12 protein-coding genes are annotated in these 12,964 nt (G+C 71.0%); 8 read left to right on the top strand and 4 right to left on the bottom strand.

The window, feature by feature from the left end; translation table 11 throughout:
- Positions 1-16 precede the first annotated feature (16 nt).
- Positions 17-1,645, top strand: coding sequence for a TROVE domain-containing protein (locus tag OG247_RS30445; protein ID WP_327255178.1), 1,629 nt, complete (start codon positions 17-19; stop codon positions 1,643-1,645).
- 88 nt (positions 1,646-1,733) lie between these two features.
- Here the strand turns inward: OG247_RS30445 and OG247_RS30440 are convergent, their stop codons facing one another.
- Complete coding sequence (locus OG247_RS30440) at positions 1,734-2,504, bottom strand: DUF4190 domain-containing protein (RefSeq protein WP_327255177.1); 771 nt, start codon at positions 2,502-2,504, stop codon at positions 1,734-1,736.
- A gap of 121 nt (positions 2,505-2,625) precedes the next feature.
- Between OG247_RS30440 and OG247_RS30435 the strand changes: the two genes are divergently transcribed.
- Entirely contained in the window at positions 2,626-3,651 is a 1,026-nt protein-coding gene (locus tag OG247_RS30435; RefSeq protein WP_327255176.1) for an adenosine deaminase, read from the top strand.
- A 20-nt stretch (positions 3,652-3,671) separates the two neighbouring features.
- On the top strand, positions 3,672-4,361 hold the full coding sequence (locus tag OG247_RS30430; protein ID WP_327255175.1) for a glycerophosphodiester phosphodiesterase: 690 nt from the start codon (positions 3,672-3,674) through the stop codon (positions 4,359-4,361).
- On the opposite strand, the gene OG247_RS30425 is transcribed toward OG247_RS30430, so the two are convergent.
- The 3 genes from OG247_RS30425 to OG247_RS30415 all read right to left on the bottom strand — a co-directional run bounded on the left by OG247_RS30425 (position 4,306) and on the right by OG247_RS30415 (position 7,723).
- Positions 4,306-4,875 (bottom strand): hypothetical protein, encoded by a 570-nt coding sequence (locus OG247_RS30425; protein WP_327255174.1) that lies wholly within the window; start codon positions 4,873-4,875, stop codon positions 4,306-4,308. The genes OG247_RS30430 and OG247_RS30425 overlap by 56 nt on opposite strands.
- Positions 4,876-4,973: 98 nt before the next feature.
- Positions 4,974-6,152: a polyamine ABC transporter substrate-binding protein gene (locus OG247_RS30420; RefSeq protein ID WP_327255173.1), complete on the bottom strand. Its 1,179-nt coding sequence runs from the start codon at positions 6,150-6,152 to the stop codon at positions 4,974-4,976.
- Between the two features lie 131 nt (positions 6,153-6,283).
- Positions 6,284-7,723 carry a gamma-aminobutyraldehyde dehydrogenase gene (locus OG247_RS30415; RefSeq protein ID WP_327255172.1) on the bottom strand — a complete coding sequence of 480 codons (1,440 nt, stop codon included), beginning with the start codon at positions 7,721-7,723 and terminating at the stop codon, positions 6,284-6,286.
- Positions 7,724-7,894: 171 nt separating this feature from the next.
- Between OG247_RS30415 and OG247_RS30410 the strand changes: the two genes are divergently transcribed.
- The 5 genes from OG247_RS30410 to OG247_RS30390 all read left to right on the top strand — a co-directional run bounded on the left by OG247_RS30410 (position 7,895) and on the right by OG247_RS30390 (position 12,948).
- Positions 7,895-8,398, top strand: a complete 504-nt coding sequence (locus tag OG247_RS30410; protein WP_214937061.1) for an Lrp/AsnC family transcriptional regulator — start codon at positions 7,895-7,897, stop codon at positions 8,396-8,398.
- Complete coding sequence (locus tag OG247_RS30405) at positions 8,383-9,762, top strand: aspartate aminotransferase family protein (protein ID WP_250743863.1); 1,380 nt, start codon at positions 8,383-8,385, stop codon at positions 9,760-9,762. The genes OG247_RS30410 and OG247_RS30405 overlap by 16 nt, the downstream gene beginning before the upstream one ends.
- A 194-nt stretch (positions 9,763-9,956) precedes the next feature.
- Positions 9,957-10,757, top strand: coding sequence for an ABC transporter ATP-binding protein (locus OG247_RS30400; RefSeq protein ID WP_327255171.1), 801 nt, complete (start codon positions 9,957-9,959; stop codon positions 10,755-10,757).
- Entirely contained in the window at positions 10,739-11,812 is a 1,074-nt protein-coding gene (locus OG247_RS30395; protein ID WP_327255170.1) for a hypothetical protein, read from the top strand. The genes OG247_RS30400 and OG247_RS30395 overlap by 19 nt, the downstream gene beginning before the upstream one ends.
- Before the next feature lie 26 nt (positions 11,813-11,838).
- On the top strand, positions 11,839-12,948 hold the full coding sequence (locus OG247_RS30390) for an LOG family protein (protein ID WP_327255169.1): 1,110 nt from the start codon (positions 11,839-11,841) through the stop codon (positions 12,946-12,948).
- Positions 12,949-12,964 lie beyond the last annotated feature (16 nt).

Raw genomic sequence — 12,964 nt, 5'->3', positions numbered from 1 at the left:
ATTCGGGGGGATTCTCATGGCTCGTTTCAACCTGCTCCGCTCCAAAGCGGCGCCCACCGCATCCGCCGCGTCCACCGCACCCGCCTCTCCGGTCCGCTCGACCGGCCGCCGCGCCGCCAACGCGCACGGCAGCGCCGGCTTCGTCCGCGACGCGCGCTCCGAGCTGTTCCTGCTCGCCGTCGCCAACTTCGTGACGCAGCAGACCGCTTACGAGTCCGGCGGGGCCCGCGACGACCGGTTCGGCGCGCTCGTGCGCACCCTTGCCGTGGAGGATCCCGAGTGGACCGCGGGCCTGCTCGGCTGGCTGCGGCGCGACGGCAACATGCGGACGGCCTCGCTCGTCGGAGCCGCCGAGTACGTCAAGGCACGGCTCGACGCCGGAGCGACCGGGGGGCCCTCGAACCGGCAGGTCGTGGACTCCGTACTGCTGCGCGCGGACGAGCCCGGCGAGCTGCTCGCCTACTGGACGGCCGCCTACGGGCGGAACGTCCCCAAGCCCGTCAAGCGCGGGATCGCCGACGCCGTGCGCCGCCTCTACTCCGGCACCTCGCTGCTGAAGTACGACACCGCTTCCCGGGGATACCGCTTCGGCGACGTCCTGAACCTGGTGCACGCCTCCCCCGACCCCGCCAAGCCCTGGCAGGGCGAGCTGTTCCGGCACGCCCTCGACCGCCGGCACAACCCGGAGACCGCCGAGGTCCCGCCGGGCAACCGCACCCTGCTCGCGCACCGGGCCCTGATGGAGCTGCCCGTGGCCGAGCGCCGGGCGGTGGTCACCGCGGCGGACGGAGCCGAGCGGCTCGCCGCGGCGGGCATGACCTGGGAGGCGCTGGCGGGCTGGCTGCAGGGGCCGATGGACGCGGCCGCCTGGGAGGCGGTCATCCCGTCCATGGGCGCGATGGCGCTGCTGCGCAACCTGCGCAACTTCGACGGGGCCGGGGTGTCGGACGCGGTGGCCGAGCGGGTCGCGGCGAAGATCTCCGACCCGGAGACCGTCGCCCGGGCCCGGCAGTTCCCCTTCCGCTATCTGGCCGCTCACCAGCACGCGCCGTCGCTGCGCTGGGCGTACCCGCTGGAGCGGGCGCTGGGCCACTCCCTGGCCCACGTACCGGCGCTGCCCGGGCGGACGCTGGTCCTCGTGGACCGGTCGGGGTCGATGTGGTCACCGCTGTCGGACCGCTCGCAGCTCAACCGCGCCGACGCGGCGGCCGTCTTCGGGACGGCGCTGGCGCTGCGCGCCGAAGACGCGGACCTGGTGCAGTTCGGATCCACCAGCAAGGCCGTCGACTACCGGCGGGGAGAGTCGGTGCTGAAGGTGCTGGAGCGGTTCGAGGACCTCGGCGGCACCTACACGGCCAAGGCCGTGGCCGCGCACTACGCCGGGCACGACCGGGTCCTGATCGTCACCGACGAGCAGGCCACGTACTCCTACGGCGGCGATCCGACGGCCCTGGTGCCGGACACGGTCCCGGTCTACACCTGGAACCTGGCCGGATACCGGGTCGGCCACGCGCCCTCCGGGTCCGCGAACCGGCACACCTTCGGCGGGCTCACCGACGCGGCCTTCCGCATGGTGTCCCTGATCGAGGACGGCCTGGACGCCAGGTGGCCCTGGGAGACCGGGCAGGCGGACAAGGCCGCCTGACGGCACGGCACGGTGCAGCACGGCACGGGGCCGGGCAGGGGCGTTACACGTCCCCGCCCGGCCCTGCGTCGTACCTGCCGGGCGCGGCTCAACCCCGGTGGAGGACCTGGGTGTTCTCGTACGGAGAGAAGTAGTCCGAGTCGGAGTCGGAGCCGCTGTCCCCGTAGATGACGGCGAAGATGACGAGCGCGATCAACACGCAGCTGGTCACGATGCCCACCGCGCCGGTGATGATGCCGGCCAGCGCCAGGCCCCCGTTGTCGGCCTCGCCGCGCTTGGCCTTGCCGCGGCCCAGCACGCCGAAGATGATGGCCGGAACGCCGAACAGGAGGCCGAGGTAACAGGTGACGACCGAGAGGATGCCGAGCACGAGCGCGGTGATCCCGAAGCCGTTGCTCCTGGACGGGTACGCCGGGTGCCCCGGATACCCGCCGCCCGGGTATCCGGGGTAGCCCGCGTAACCGGGGTGGCCCTGGTATCCGGGCTGCTGCTGGAACGGCTGCTGCGCGGTGGGGTATCCGTACCCCGCGGGATCCGGCTCGGCCGGGTACCCGTAGGCGGGCGTCTGCCCCGGCTGGGGCGCGGGCGCCCCGGCGGATATCGGCCCGGTCCCGGCCGGCGGCGTCTGACCCGGCAGCGTCTGACCCGGCAGCGGCGCGCCCGGGTATCCGCCCGTGTAACCACCCGGGTGGCCGCCCTGAGGGCCGCCCTGAGGGCCGCCCGCCCCCGGCATCCCGGTGACGGTCTGCTGGTCGTGCACCCCCGGCGCCCCCGGCCCGCCCCGCTGTTTACCCAGATCGACCGCGGGCTGCTCCGGCGGCGCCCAGGGGTCTCGCGACTCGGGGCTCTGATCGGTCATAAGGCGCCCCCCTCTCGTACGGTCATGCTAAGCGCTCCCTGCGACAAGCCCCTTCGGCGGTGCGGGTCCTGCCTACGATGAAGGCCGTTCCATCCGCACCGCGTCCCTCGGAGGCACCCTCATGTCCGACCTGCACCCCTTCATCGCGGGGCTGCCCAAGGCCGAACTGCACGTCCACCACGTCGGCTCGGCCTCTCCCCGCATCGTGGCCGAACTCGCCTCCCGGCACCCCGACTCCAAGGTCCCCACGGACCCCGAGGCCATCGCCGACTACTTCACCTTCACCGACTTCGCGCACTTCATCGAGGTCTACCTCTCCGTCGTCGACCTGGTCCGCACCCCCGACGACGTGCGCCACCTCACCTTCGAGATCGCCCGCGACATGGCCCGGCAGAACATCCGGTACGCCGAACTCACCATCACCCCGTACTCCTCCACCCGCCGCGGGATCGACGAGAAGGCCTTCATGGAGGCCATCGAGGACGCACGCAAGGCCGCCGAGGCCGAGCTCGGCGTGATCCTGCGCTGGTGCTTCGACATCCCCGGCGAAGCCGGCGAGGAAGCCGCCGCGGAGACCGCCCGCCTCGCCCTGGACCTGCGCCCCGAGGGCCTGGTCTCCTTCGGCCTGGGCGGCCCGGAGGTCGGGGTGCCGCGCCCGCAGTTCAAGCCGTACTTCGACGCCGCCCGCGCCGCCGGACTGCACAGCGTGCCGCACGCCGGCGAGACCACCGGCCCGGAGACCATCTGGGACGCGATCCGCGAGCTGGGCGCCGAGCGCATCGGCCACGGAACCAGCGCCACCCGGGACCCGGAGCTGCTCGCCTACCTCGCCGAGCACCGCATCGCGCTGGAGGTCTGCCCCACCTCCAACATCGCCACCCGCGCCGTCGCCACCCTCGACGAGCACCCCGTCAAGGAGATGGTGGCGGCCGGCGTGCTCGTCACCATCAACAGCGACGACCCGCCGATGTTCGGCTCCGACCTCAACAACGAGTACGCGGTGGCCGCCCGTCTGCTGGACCTGGACGAGCGCGGTCTCGCCCAGCTCGCGAAGAACGCCGTCGAGGCCTCCTTCCTGGACCCGGCCGGCAAGGCGAGGCTCACGGCCGAGATCGACACGTACACCGCCGCCTGGCTGGCTTCCTGACGCTTGCGCAGAATGGGTGCATGCGCACCCTGACTGCCGTAGGCCACCGCGGGGATCCCTACCGCGTCCGCGAGAACACCCTGCCCTCGATCCGCTCCGCCTTCGACCGGGGGGCGGACGCGGTGGAGATCGACGTGCGGATGACCCGCGACGGGGTGCCCGTACTGCTCCACGACGAGGATCTCCAGCGGCTGTGGGGCCATGGCGTACGGCTCCAAGACGTCACGGCCCCGCAGCTGCGGGAGCTCACGGACGGCGGGATCCCGACCCTGCGCGACGCCCTGATGGCCGCCGGTGCGGGCCGGGTCATGGTCGACCTGCCGGGTGCGACTCCCGAGACCGTACGGACCGTCGTCGGCCAGGTCCGCGAGTGCGGCGCCCGTGACCGTACGTACTACTGCGCGGGTCCGGCCACCATGCTGGCGGTGCGCGCCGCCGATCCGGGCGCCGAGATCGCGCTCACCTGGACCACCCTGGCTCCCCCGCGCCGGGTGCTGATCGACGCCGTGGCGCCGACCTGGCTCAACTACCGCTTCGGGCTGGTCGGCCCGGAGCTGGTGGACGCCCTGCACCGGGACGGCCTGCTGGTGTCGGCCTGGACCCCGGACACGAAGCGCGCGATGCGCGCGCTGGTCAGGGCCGGGGTGGACTCGATCACGACGAACCGGGTGGACGCGCTGACAGCCGTACGGGCCGCGCTCGGCCGGTAGTACGGGCCCGGGGCAAGGCGCCCTCGCCGTGGTGCCGGCCGCCTTCGCCCGGGGAGGGCATGGCCTCCAGCCGCTTGATCATGCGCCGCAGGATCAGCAGCGGGATCACTCCGAAGACGCCGAACGAGATGTCGATCAGCGACCACCAGACCGGGATGCCCCGGATGGGCCCGCAGATCAGGGCCAGCGGAACGATGCCGGCGCAGGCGATCATGCCGGCCTCGACGATCCAGACGTTGCGGACGGGGTCGCGGTGGACCCCGTAGAAGAACACCGCGATCACCAGGTGGGCGAAGGCGAGCCAGTCCGTGCCGTAGAGGAGGAAGGGGTACTCGGAGTCCGCCCGCTCGAGGCCGTCGCCGACCCGGCGCAGCCATGCGTTGTCCACCAGCGCATTGGCCCAGTGGAGTTCGCTCACCAGGGGGAAGGCGGTGAGTCCGCTCAGCACGAGGCAGACGAGGAACAGGGCAAGCCAGGCACGGATCCGCCGCTGAAGGGCGCTTCTCTCGCTCATGGAAGGAAGCCTACGCATGTTTCTGAACATGTTCAGCAGAATTGCTGAACATGTTCAGTTCTGTGGCCGGACCGAGATCACGCCCCGCCTCCCGGCTCTCACAGACCGACGATGGCGTTCCAGCGCTTGGCGAAGGGCGAGCGCTCCACCGCGGAGATGTCGCGGGCGACGACGAGCCGCTTGCGCATGTCCTCGTCCGGGAAGATCAGCGGGTTCTCGGCCAGTTCGGCGGTCTCCTGGTCGTCGGAGGCGGCCAGGACCTCGCGGGCGGCCGGGACCGGGCAGACGTAGTTGACGTAGGCGGCGAGCAGCGCGGCCACCTCCGGGTCGTAGTAGAAGTCGATCAGGGCTTCCGCGTTGGCCTTGTGGCGGGCGAGGTTGGGGACGAGCAGGCTCTCCGCCCAGAGCTCTCCGCCCTCTTCGGGAACCACGAACTCGATGTCGGGGTTGTCGGCCTGGAGCTGGATCACGTCTCCGGAGTAGGCCTGGCAGGCCAGTACGTCGCCCTTGCCGAGATCGGAGGTGTAGTCGTTGCCGGTGAAGCGGCGGATGTGCTTCTTCTTCACCAGGCTCTCCACCTGGTCGCACACCCGGTGGAAGTCGGATTCGGTCCACTTGGTCACGTCGACGCCGTTGCCCTGCATCAGCAGGGAGAAGGACTCGTCGAGGCCCGAGAAGAGCGTGACCTTGCCGGCCAGGTCCGGGTGCCACAGGTCCTTGACGGACTTGATCTCCCGGCCGAGCGCCTTGCGGTTGTAGGCGATGCCGGTGATCCCCGACTGCCAGGGGACGGTGTGCAGCCGGCCCTCGTCGAAGGCCGGGGAGCGCAGCTGCGGGTCCAGGTGCTTGGCCACGTTGGCCTGCGCCGAGCGGTCCATCTTCTGGGCCCAGCCCAGGCGGACGAAGCGGGCGGCCATCCAGTCGCTGACCACGACCAGGTCGTGCCCGGTCTGCTGGCGGTTCATCAGCGACGGGCTGATCTTGCCGAAGAACTCGTCGTTGTCGTTGATCTCCTCGGTGTACCGGACCTCGATGCCGGTCTTCTCCGTGAAGGCGTCCAGCGTCGGACGCCTGCTCTCGTCCTCTTCGTCGGTGTCGATGTAGAGGGGCCAGTTGGAGAAGGAGACGCTCCGGTCGCTCCCGGAATGGTCCTGCCCCTCCCGTCGGCCCTCGGGAACGTACGCGGCGGGGACACCACAGCCGGGAAGGGCGGCCAGCAGCCCCGCGGCACCGAGGCCGCGCAGCGCCGCGCGGCGGGAGAAGGCGAGTTCAGGCATGGGAAGAGCCTGGTGGAACGCCAAAGGGCGGGCAATAGACATGTTGTCTACTACCCGCCCCTTCAAGGCTGTGCCCTGATCGATGCGGCGGCCGGCCGGCCGCCCGGCAGTCGGTCAGCCGTCGGGCGAGGTCAGCCGTCGAGCGAGGTCATGACGTGCTTGATGCGCGTGTAGTCCTCGAAGCCGTAGGCGGAGAGGTCCTTGCCGTAGCCGGACTTCTTGTATCCGCCGTGGGGCATCTCGGCGACGAGCGGGATGTGGGTGTTGATCCACACGCAGCCGAAGTCGAGGTTCTTGGACATCCGCATCGCGCGGCCGTGGTCCTTGGTCCACACGGACGAGGCGAGGGCGAACTCGACGTCGTTCGCGTACGTCAGGGCCTGGTCCTCGTCCGTGAAGGACTGGACCGTGATGACGGGGCCGAAGACCTCGTTCTGGATGATCTCGTCGTCCTGCTTGAGGCCGGAGACCACGGTCGGGGCGTAGAAGTAGCCCTTCTCGCCGACCTGGTGGCCGCCCGCCTCGACCTTGGCGTGGGCGGGAAGGCGCTCGATGAAGCCCGCGACCTGCTTCAGCTGGTTCGGGTTGTTCAGCGGGCCGTAGAGCACGTCCTCGTCGTCCGGCTGTCCGGTCTTGGTGTCGGCCGCGTTCTTGGCCAGCGCCGCGACGAACTCGTCGTGGATCGACTCGTGGACCAGTACGCGGCAGGCCGCGGTGCAGTCCTGGCCGGCGTTGAAGAAGCCCGCGACGGCGATGTCCTCGGCGGCCTTGGCGATGTCGGCGTCCTCGAAGACCACGACGGGGGCCTTGCCACCGAGCTCCAGGTGGACGCGCTTGACGTCCTTGGAGGCGCTCTCGGCGACCTGCATGCCCGCGCGCACCGAGCCGGTGATGGAGGCCATCGCCGGGGTGGAGTGCTCGACCATGGCCCGGCCGGTCTCGCGGTCGCCGCAGACGACGTTGAAGACGCCCTTGGGCAGGATCGAACCGATGATCTCGGCCATCAGGATGGTGGAGGCCGGGGTGGTGTCCGAGGGCTTGAGGACCACGGTGTTGCCCGCGGCGATGGCCGGGGCGAACTTCCAGACGGCCATCATCATCGGGTAGTTCCACGGCGCGACCTGGGCGCAGACGCCGACCGGCTCGCGGCGGACGATGGAGGTCATGCCCTCCATGTACTCGCCGGCCGAGCGGCCCTCCAGCAGGCGCGCGGCGCCCGCGAAGAAGCGGATCTGGTCCACCATCGGCGGCAGCTCCTCGCTGGCCGTGAGGCCGAGCGGCTTGCCGGTGTTCTCCGATTCGGTGGCGACCAGCTCGTCCGCGCGGGCCTCGAAGGCGTCCGCGATCTTCAGCAGGGCCTTCTGGCGCTCGGAGGGGGTCGCGTCCCGCCACGCCGGGAAGGCGGCCGCGGCCGCGGCCATGGCGGCGTCCACGTCCGCCTGGCCGGAGAGGGGAGCGGTCGCGTACGCCTCGCCCGTGGCGGGGTTGACCACCTCGGTGGTCCGCCCGTCGGCGGCGTCCTTGAACTCCCCGCCGATGTAGTTGCGCAGACGACGCAGTTCGGTGGTCACTACAGCCACACTCCTGTGATCACATGTCCAATGGTTGAGACAGCTACCCAGCCTAGCCTCTCAGACGCCGTTTTCGACAGGCCCACACATCACGAACTACGGAATCAGTGAGATCTGACTCCCGAAACAACGAATTACATCGTTCTCGCCTTGCGGAACAGACGACTCCTCGTGCACAGTGAGGGCGTGGTCAGTCGAAGCGCAGATTCCAGGAACAGACAACCGTCCCCTTCGGTCGATGCTGTGTCCCTGGCGATCATCGAGCAACTGCAAGAGGACGGTCGCCGTCCCTACGCAGCGATCGGCAAGGCCGTCGGCCTGTCCGAAGCGGCGGTGCGCCAGCGAGTACAGAAGCTTCTCGACCAGGGCGTCATGCAGATCGTCGCCGTCACGGACCCGCTCACCGTGGGGCTGCGGCGCCAGGCGATGGTCGGCATCAACGTCGAGGGAGACCTCGACCCCGTGGCCGACGCACTGACCGCCATGGCCGAGTGCGAGTACGTGGTGATGACCGCGGGCTCGTTCGACCTGATGGTCGAAATCGTCTGCGAGGACGACGACCACTTGCTCGAAACGATCAACAAGAAGATCCGCGCGCTCCCCGGCGTGCGATCAACCGAAAGCTTCGTTTACCTGAAGCTGAAGAAGCAGACCTACATGTGGGGAACGCGATAGCCGTGAGCCAGGACCTCTCCAAGACCGCCTACGACCACCTGTGGATGCACTTCACCCGCATGTCGTCGTACGAGAACTCGCCCGTACCCACCATCGTGCGCGGCGAGGGCACCTACATCTTCGACGACAAGGGCAAGCGCTACCTCGACGGCCTCGCCGGCCTGTTCGTCGTCAACGCCGGTCACGGCCGCAAGGAACTGGCCGAGGTCGCCTACAAGCAGGCGCAGGAACTCGCGTTCTTCCCCATCTGGTCGTACGCGCACCCCAAGGCCGTCGAGCTCGCCGAGCGCCTCGCGCACTACGCCCCGGGCGACCTGAACAAGGTCTTCTTCACCACCGGTGGCGGCGAGGCCGTCGAGACCGCCTGGAAGCTCGCCAAGCAGTACTTCAAGCTGCAGGGCAAGCACACCAAGTACAAGGTCATCTCGCGTGCGGTCGCCTACCACGGCACCCCGCAGGGCGCCCTGTCCATCACCGGACTGCCGGCCCTCAAGGCCCCCTTCGAGCCGCTGGTCCCCGGCGCGCACAAGGTGGTCAACACCAACATCTACCGCGCCCCGATCTACGGCGACGACCCCGAGGCCTACGGCCGCTGGTGCGCCGACCAGATCGAGCAGGAGATCCTGTTCGAGGGCGCCGACACCGTCGCCGCCGTCTTCCTGGAGCCGGTGCAGAACGCCGGTGGCTGCTTCCCGCCGCCGCCCGGCTACTTCCAGCGCGTCCGCGAGATCTGCGACGAGTACGACGTCCTGCTCGTCTCCGACGAGACGATCTGCGCGTTCGGCCGTCTGGGCACGATGTTCGCCTGTGACAAGTTCGACTACATCCCGGACATGATCACCTGCGCGAAGGGCATGACCTCGGGCTACTCCCCGATCGGTGCCTGCATCATCTCGGACCGCCTCGCCGAGCCGTTCTACAAGGGTGACAACACCTTCCTGCACGGCTACACCTTCGGCGGACACCCCGTGTCCTCCGCGGTGGCGCTCGCCAACCTCGACATCTTCGACAAGGAAGGCCTCAACCAGCACGTGCTGGACAACGAGGACGCCTTCCGCTCGACGCTCGAGAAGCTGCACGACCTGCCGATCGTCGGCGACGTCCGCGGCAACGGCTACTTCTACGGCATCGAGCTCGTCAAGGACAAGGTCACCAAGGAGTCCTTCACGGACGAGGAGACGGAGCGCGTGCTCTACGGCTTCCTCTCCAAGGCTCTCTTCGAGAACGGCCTGTACTGCCGCGCCGACGACCGTGGCGACCCGGTCATCCAGCTGGCCCCGCCGCTGACCGCCGACCAGGGCACCTTCGACGAGATCGAGGGCATCCTGCGCCGCGTGCTCACCGAGGCCTGGACCAAGCTCTAACCAGCCGGCGTCCTCCGACCGTCCCGCAGGCGGCAAACTGCCGGACCACACGGCCCGGATCCCCCGTTCGAGTGAGAACGCGGGGGTCCGGGCCGTGTGCTGTCACCATCCAAGACGTTCATCTCTTTACATCTCATTGCGGCGCCAGTGACCAAGCGGGCTCCGCTTCGTTCCCCCGGACGGAGGTGTACGCCATGGTGGCTCCACGGGACGACGCTCCGCCGGACAACGACCGGCCGGACAATGCCCCGCCCCAGGACGATCTGCTCTGGGCACGGTCCCTTCACTACTCCCACAGCGGCTCGCCGGGCCTCATCGGGGTCTCGGTCGGCGTCCGCGCGGGAGAGATCCTCGCCGTGACCGGCCCCCGGGGCAGCGGCAAGAGCACACTGCTGCGCTGCCTGTCCGGACAGCTGCGACCCGAGCAGGGCGAGGTCTGGTTCAACAGCGTCCCCGTGCACACGATGGGGACCCTGGCCCGCGAGCGGCTGCGCCGCGACCGCTTCGGCTGGATCGGCCCCGAGCCGCAACTGCTGCCCGAGCTGCGGGTCTGGGAGAACGCCGCCCTGCCGCTGCTGATCGCGGGCGTGCCCCACCGCACGGCCAAGCGGACCGCCTGCGAATGGCTCGACCGCCTCGACATCGGCGCCTTCGCCCGCAAGCACCCCGGCGCCCTCAACCGGGCCGAGTCCCAGCGCGTCGCCCTGGCCCGCGCCCTCGCGCACCTGCCCGCCGTGATCTTCGCCGACGAGCCCACGGCCCCGCTGCACCGCGCCGAGCGCTCCCTGCTGCTGCGCACCCTCACCACGGCCGCCCGCTCCCACGGCATCACCGTGCTGCTGGCCACCCACGAGGAGGAGACCGCGGCCGTCGCCGACCGGCACTTCTCCCTGCTCGACGGCCGCCCCGCCGCAGCGGCGGCCGCGGCCGGGCTCTCCCCCACCTCCTTCCCCCAGCCCCCGGAGGACCAGGCCGCGTGCTCGCTCTCCGCCTAGCCCGCGGCTCCCGGCCGCTGGTCCAGTTGCGCCGGCTGCTCGTCGCAGCCGCCTCGGCCGGCAGCGGCTTCCTGCTGCTGTACGTGCTCGCGCAGGCCACGGCCCGGCCCGCCGGATCGTTCCCTCAGCTGCTGTGGGCCCTGGTCCCCCTCGCCGTCACCGTCCAGTTCGCCGTCGCCGTGGCCCGTACCGACCCCGCGACCCGGCCCCTGGAGGGGCTGGACGCCGCCGGGCTGGGACCCGTACGGCTCACCCTGGTCGCGACGATCTCCACCGCCGTGGCATGCACCCTCGGCAGCGCCGTGGCCCTGGCCGTCTTCCTTCACCTGCGCGGGGAGGTGACCGGGCTGCCCTTCGACGGAGCCGGAGCCGAGCTGCTCCACGCCGACCAGCCCCTGCCCGTGGCCGCCGCCCTCACCCTGCTGGCCCTGCTCCCGCTGGCCGCCTCGATCGCCACCGCCCTCGCCCTGCGCCCGCACCCCCGGCCCGCGCCGCAGACCGCACTGCCCTGGGGCATCGCCCTCACCGCCTGCGGACTCGCCGCGCTGGCCTACTCCGGCCCGGGCGGAGCCGGCCTGCCGACGGGCTGGGCGCTGACCGCGCTCGGACTCGCCCTCGCCGGTCCGGGCCTGGCCTACGCCTGCGGAGCGCTCGTCCAGGCCGTCCGCCCCGGCGCGCTCCGGCTGCTGGCCGGGCGCGCCCTCCAGGAGGAGGCCCCCCGTCTGGGCGCACCCCTCGGCGTCCTGTGCGCCGTCGGGGCCGGCGCCCTCAGCGCCGTGGCCCTGCGCGATCACGGCGGGCTCCAGGTCCCGCTCGGCCCGCTGACCGCGCCCGCCGCCGCCCTGGTGGCGCTGTGCGCGGCCGCCACCCTGCTCACCTCCGCGGTCGAAGTCCGCCAGGCCCGGGCCGCCACCCGCGAGACCCTGACCGGGCTCGGCGCCCCGGGCAAGGTCCTCCGTACGGCCGCGACCGTACGGGTCACCGCGCTGGTGGCGGTGTGCCTGCCGCTCAGCTGGGGTGTGTCACAGCTGACGTCACTGGCATTGACCCGCTGAGGCGGGCAGCCCTTAGGGTGGGCCGAATGGTCAACCCACACACCGAGACCGCGACCGAGATCGAGACCCTCGCCGAATTCGACCGGGTCGTCGCACGCGGCTCGCTCAGCGGGTACCGGATCCAGTCGGTCAACCTGCTGGAGCGGACCTTCGCCCTGCTCTCCGCCGACACCTCGGCCGCCGTCTTCCTGGGCTGCGCGATGGAACCGGACGCCTCGGTCAAGGTGCGCGCGGACGGCGCCCTGGTCTTCCCGCCCATCCCCGACCTCCCGTTCAATCCCTACCGGGGCCTGCTCTACACGGCCGAGGAGCTCTTCAGCGGGCTGTCCGCGGGCTACGAGGCCACCCCGGACGCCGAGGCCTACGCCTGGTTCCAGGAGACCAAGGCGGACGGCGACATCTACGCCTCGATGCTGCGCTCCATCCACGACGACGCCATCTCCGACGCCCTCGACGAACACCTCGAAGGCGCCCGCGTGGTCGGGGTGATGGGCGGCCACGCCATGGCCCGCGGCGGCGACGCGTACCGGGGCGCGGCCGAACTCGGCCGGACGCTGACCCGCTCCGGACTGACCGTGGCCACCGGGGGCGGCCCCGGCGCGATGGAGGCGGCCAACCTCGGCGCGTACCTGGCTCCGGCCCCCGACGAGGCCCTGCCCGAAGCCCTGCGGATGCTGGCCAAGGCCCCCTCCTTCACCCCGTCCGTCTCCGACTGGGCGCGCGCGGCCTTCGCCGTACGGGAACGCTGGCCGGCGGTCACGGGAGGCGACTCGGTGGGCATCCCGACCTGGTTCTACGGACACGAGCCGCCGAACCCCTTCGCCGGGCACATCGCGAAGTACTTCGCCAACGCCACCCGGGAGGACGGGCTGCTCGCCCGCTCCAACGCGGGCGTGGTGTTCCTGCCGGGCGCGGCGGGCACGGTCCAAGAGATATTCGACAACGCGACGCCCAACCACTACGAGTCGCGGGGCGAGCCGACCCCGATGATCCTCGTCGACCGCGCCCACTGGACCGAACGGCTGCCCGCCTGGCCGTTGCTCCAGGCACTGGCCCGCGGCCGCGCCATGGAGTCCCGGATCGCGCTGGTCGACTCGGTGACCGAGGTCCCGGCGGCCCTCGCCGCCATGAGCTGACCCGAACAACCTGCCC

The sequence above is a fragment of the Streptomyces sp. NBC_01244 genome (assembly GCF_035987325.1).
Classification (GTDB): domain Bacteria; phylum Actinomycetota; class Actinomycetes; order Streptomycetales; family Streptomycetaceae; genus Streptomyces.
This window is presented reverse-complemented; position numbering and strand designations above follow the sequence as displayed.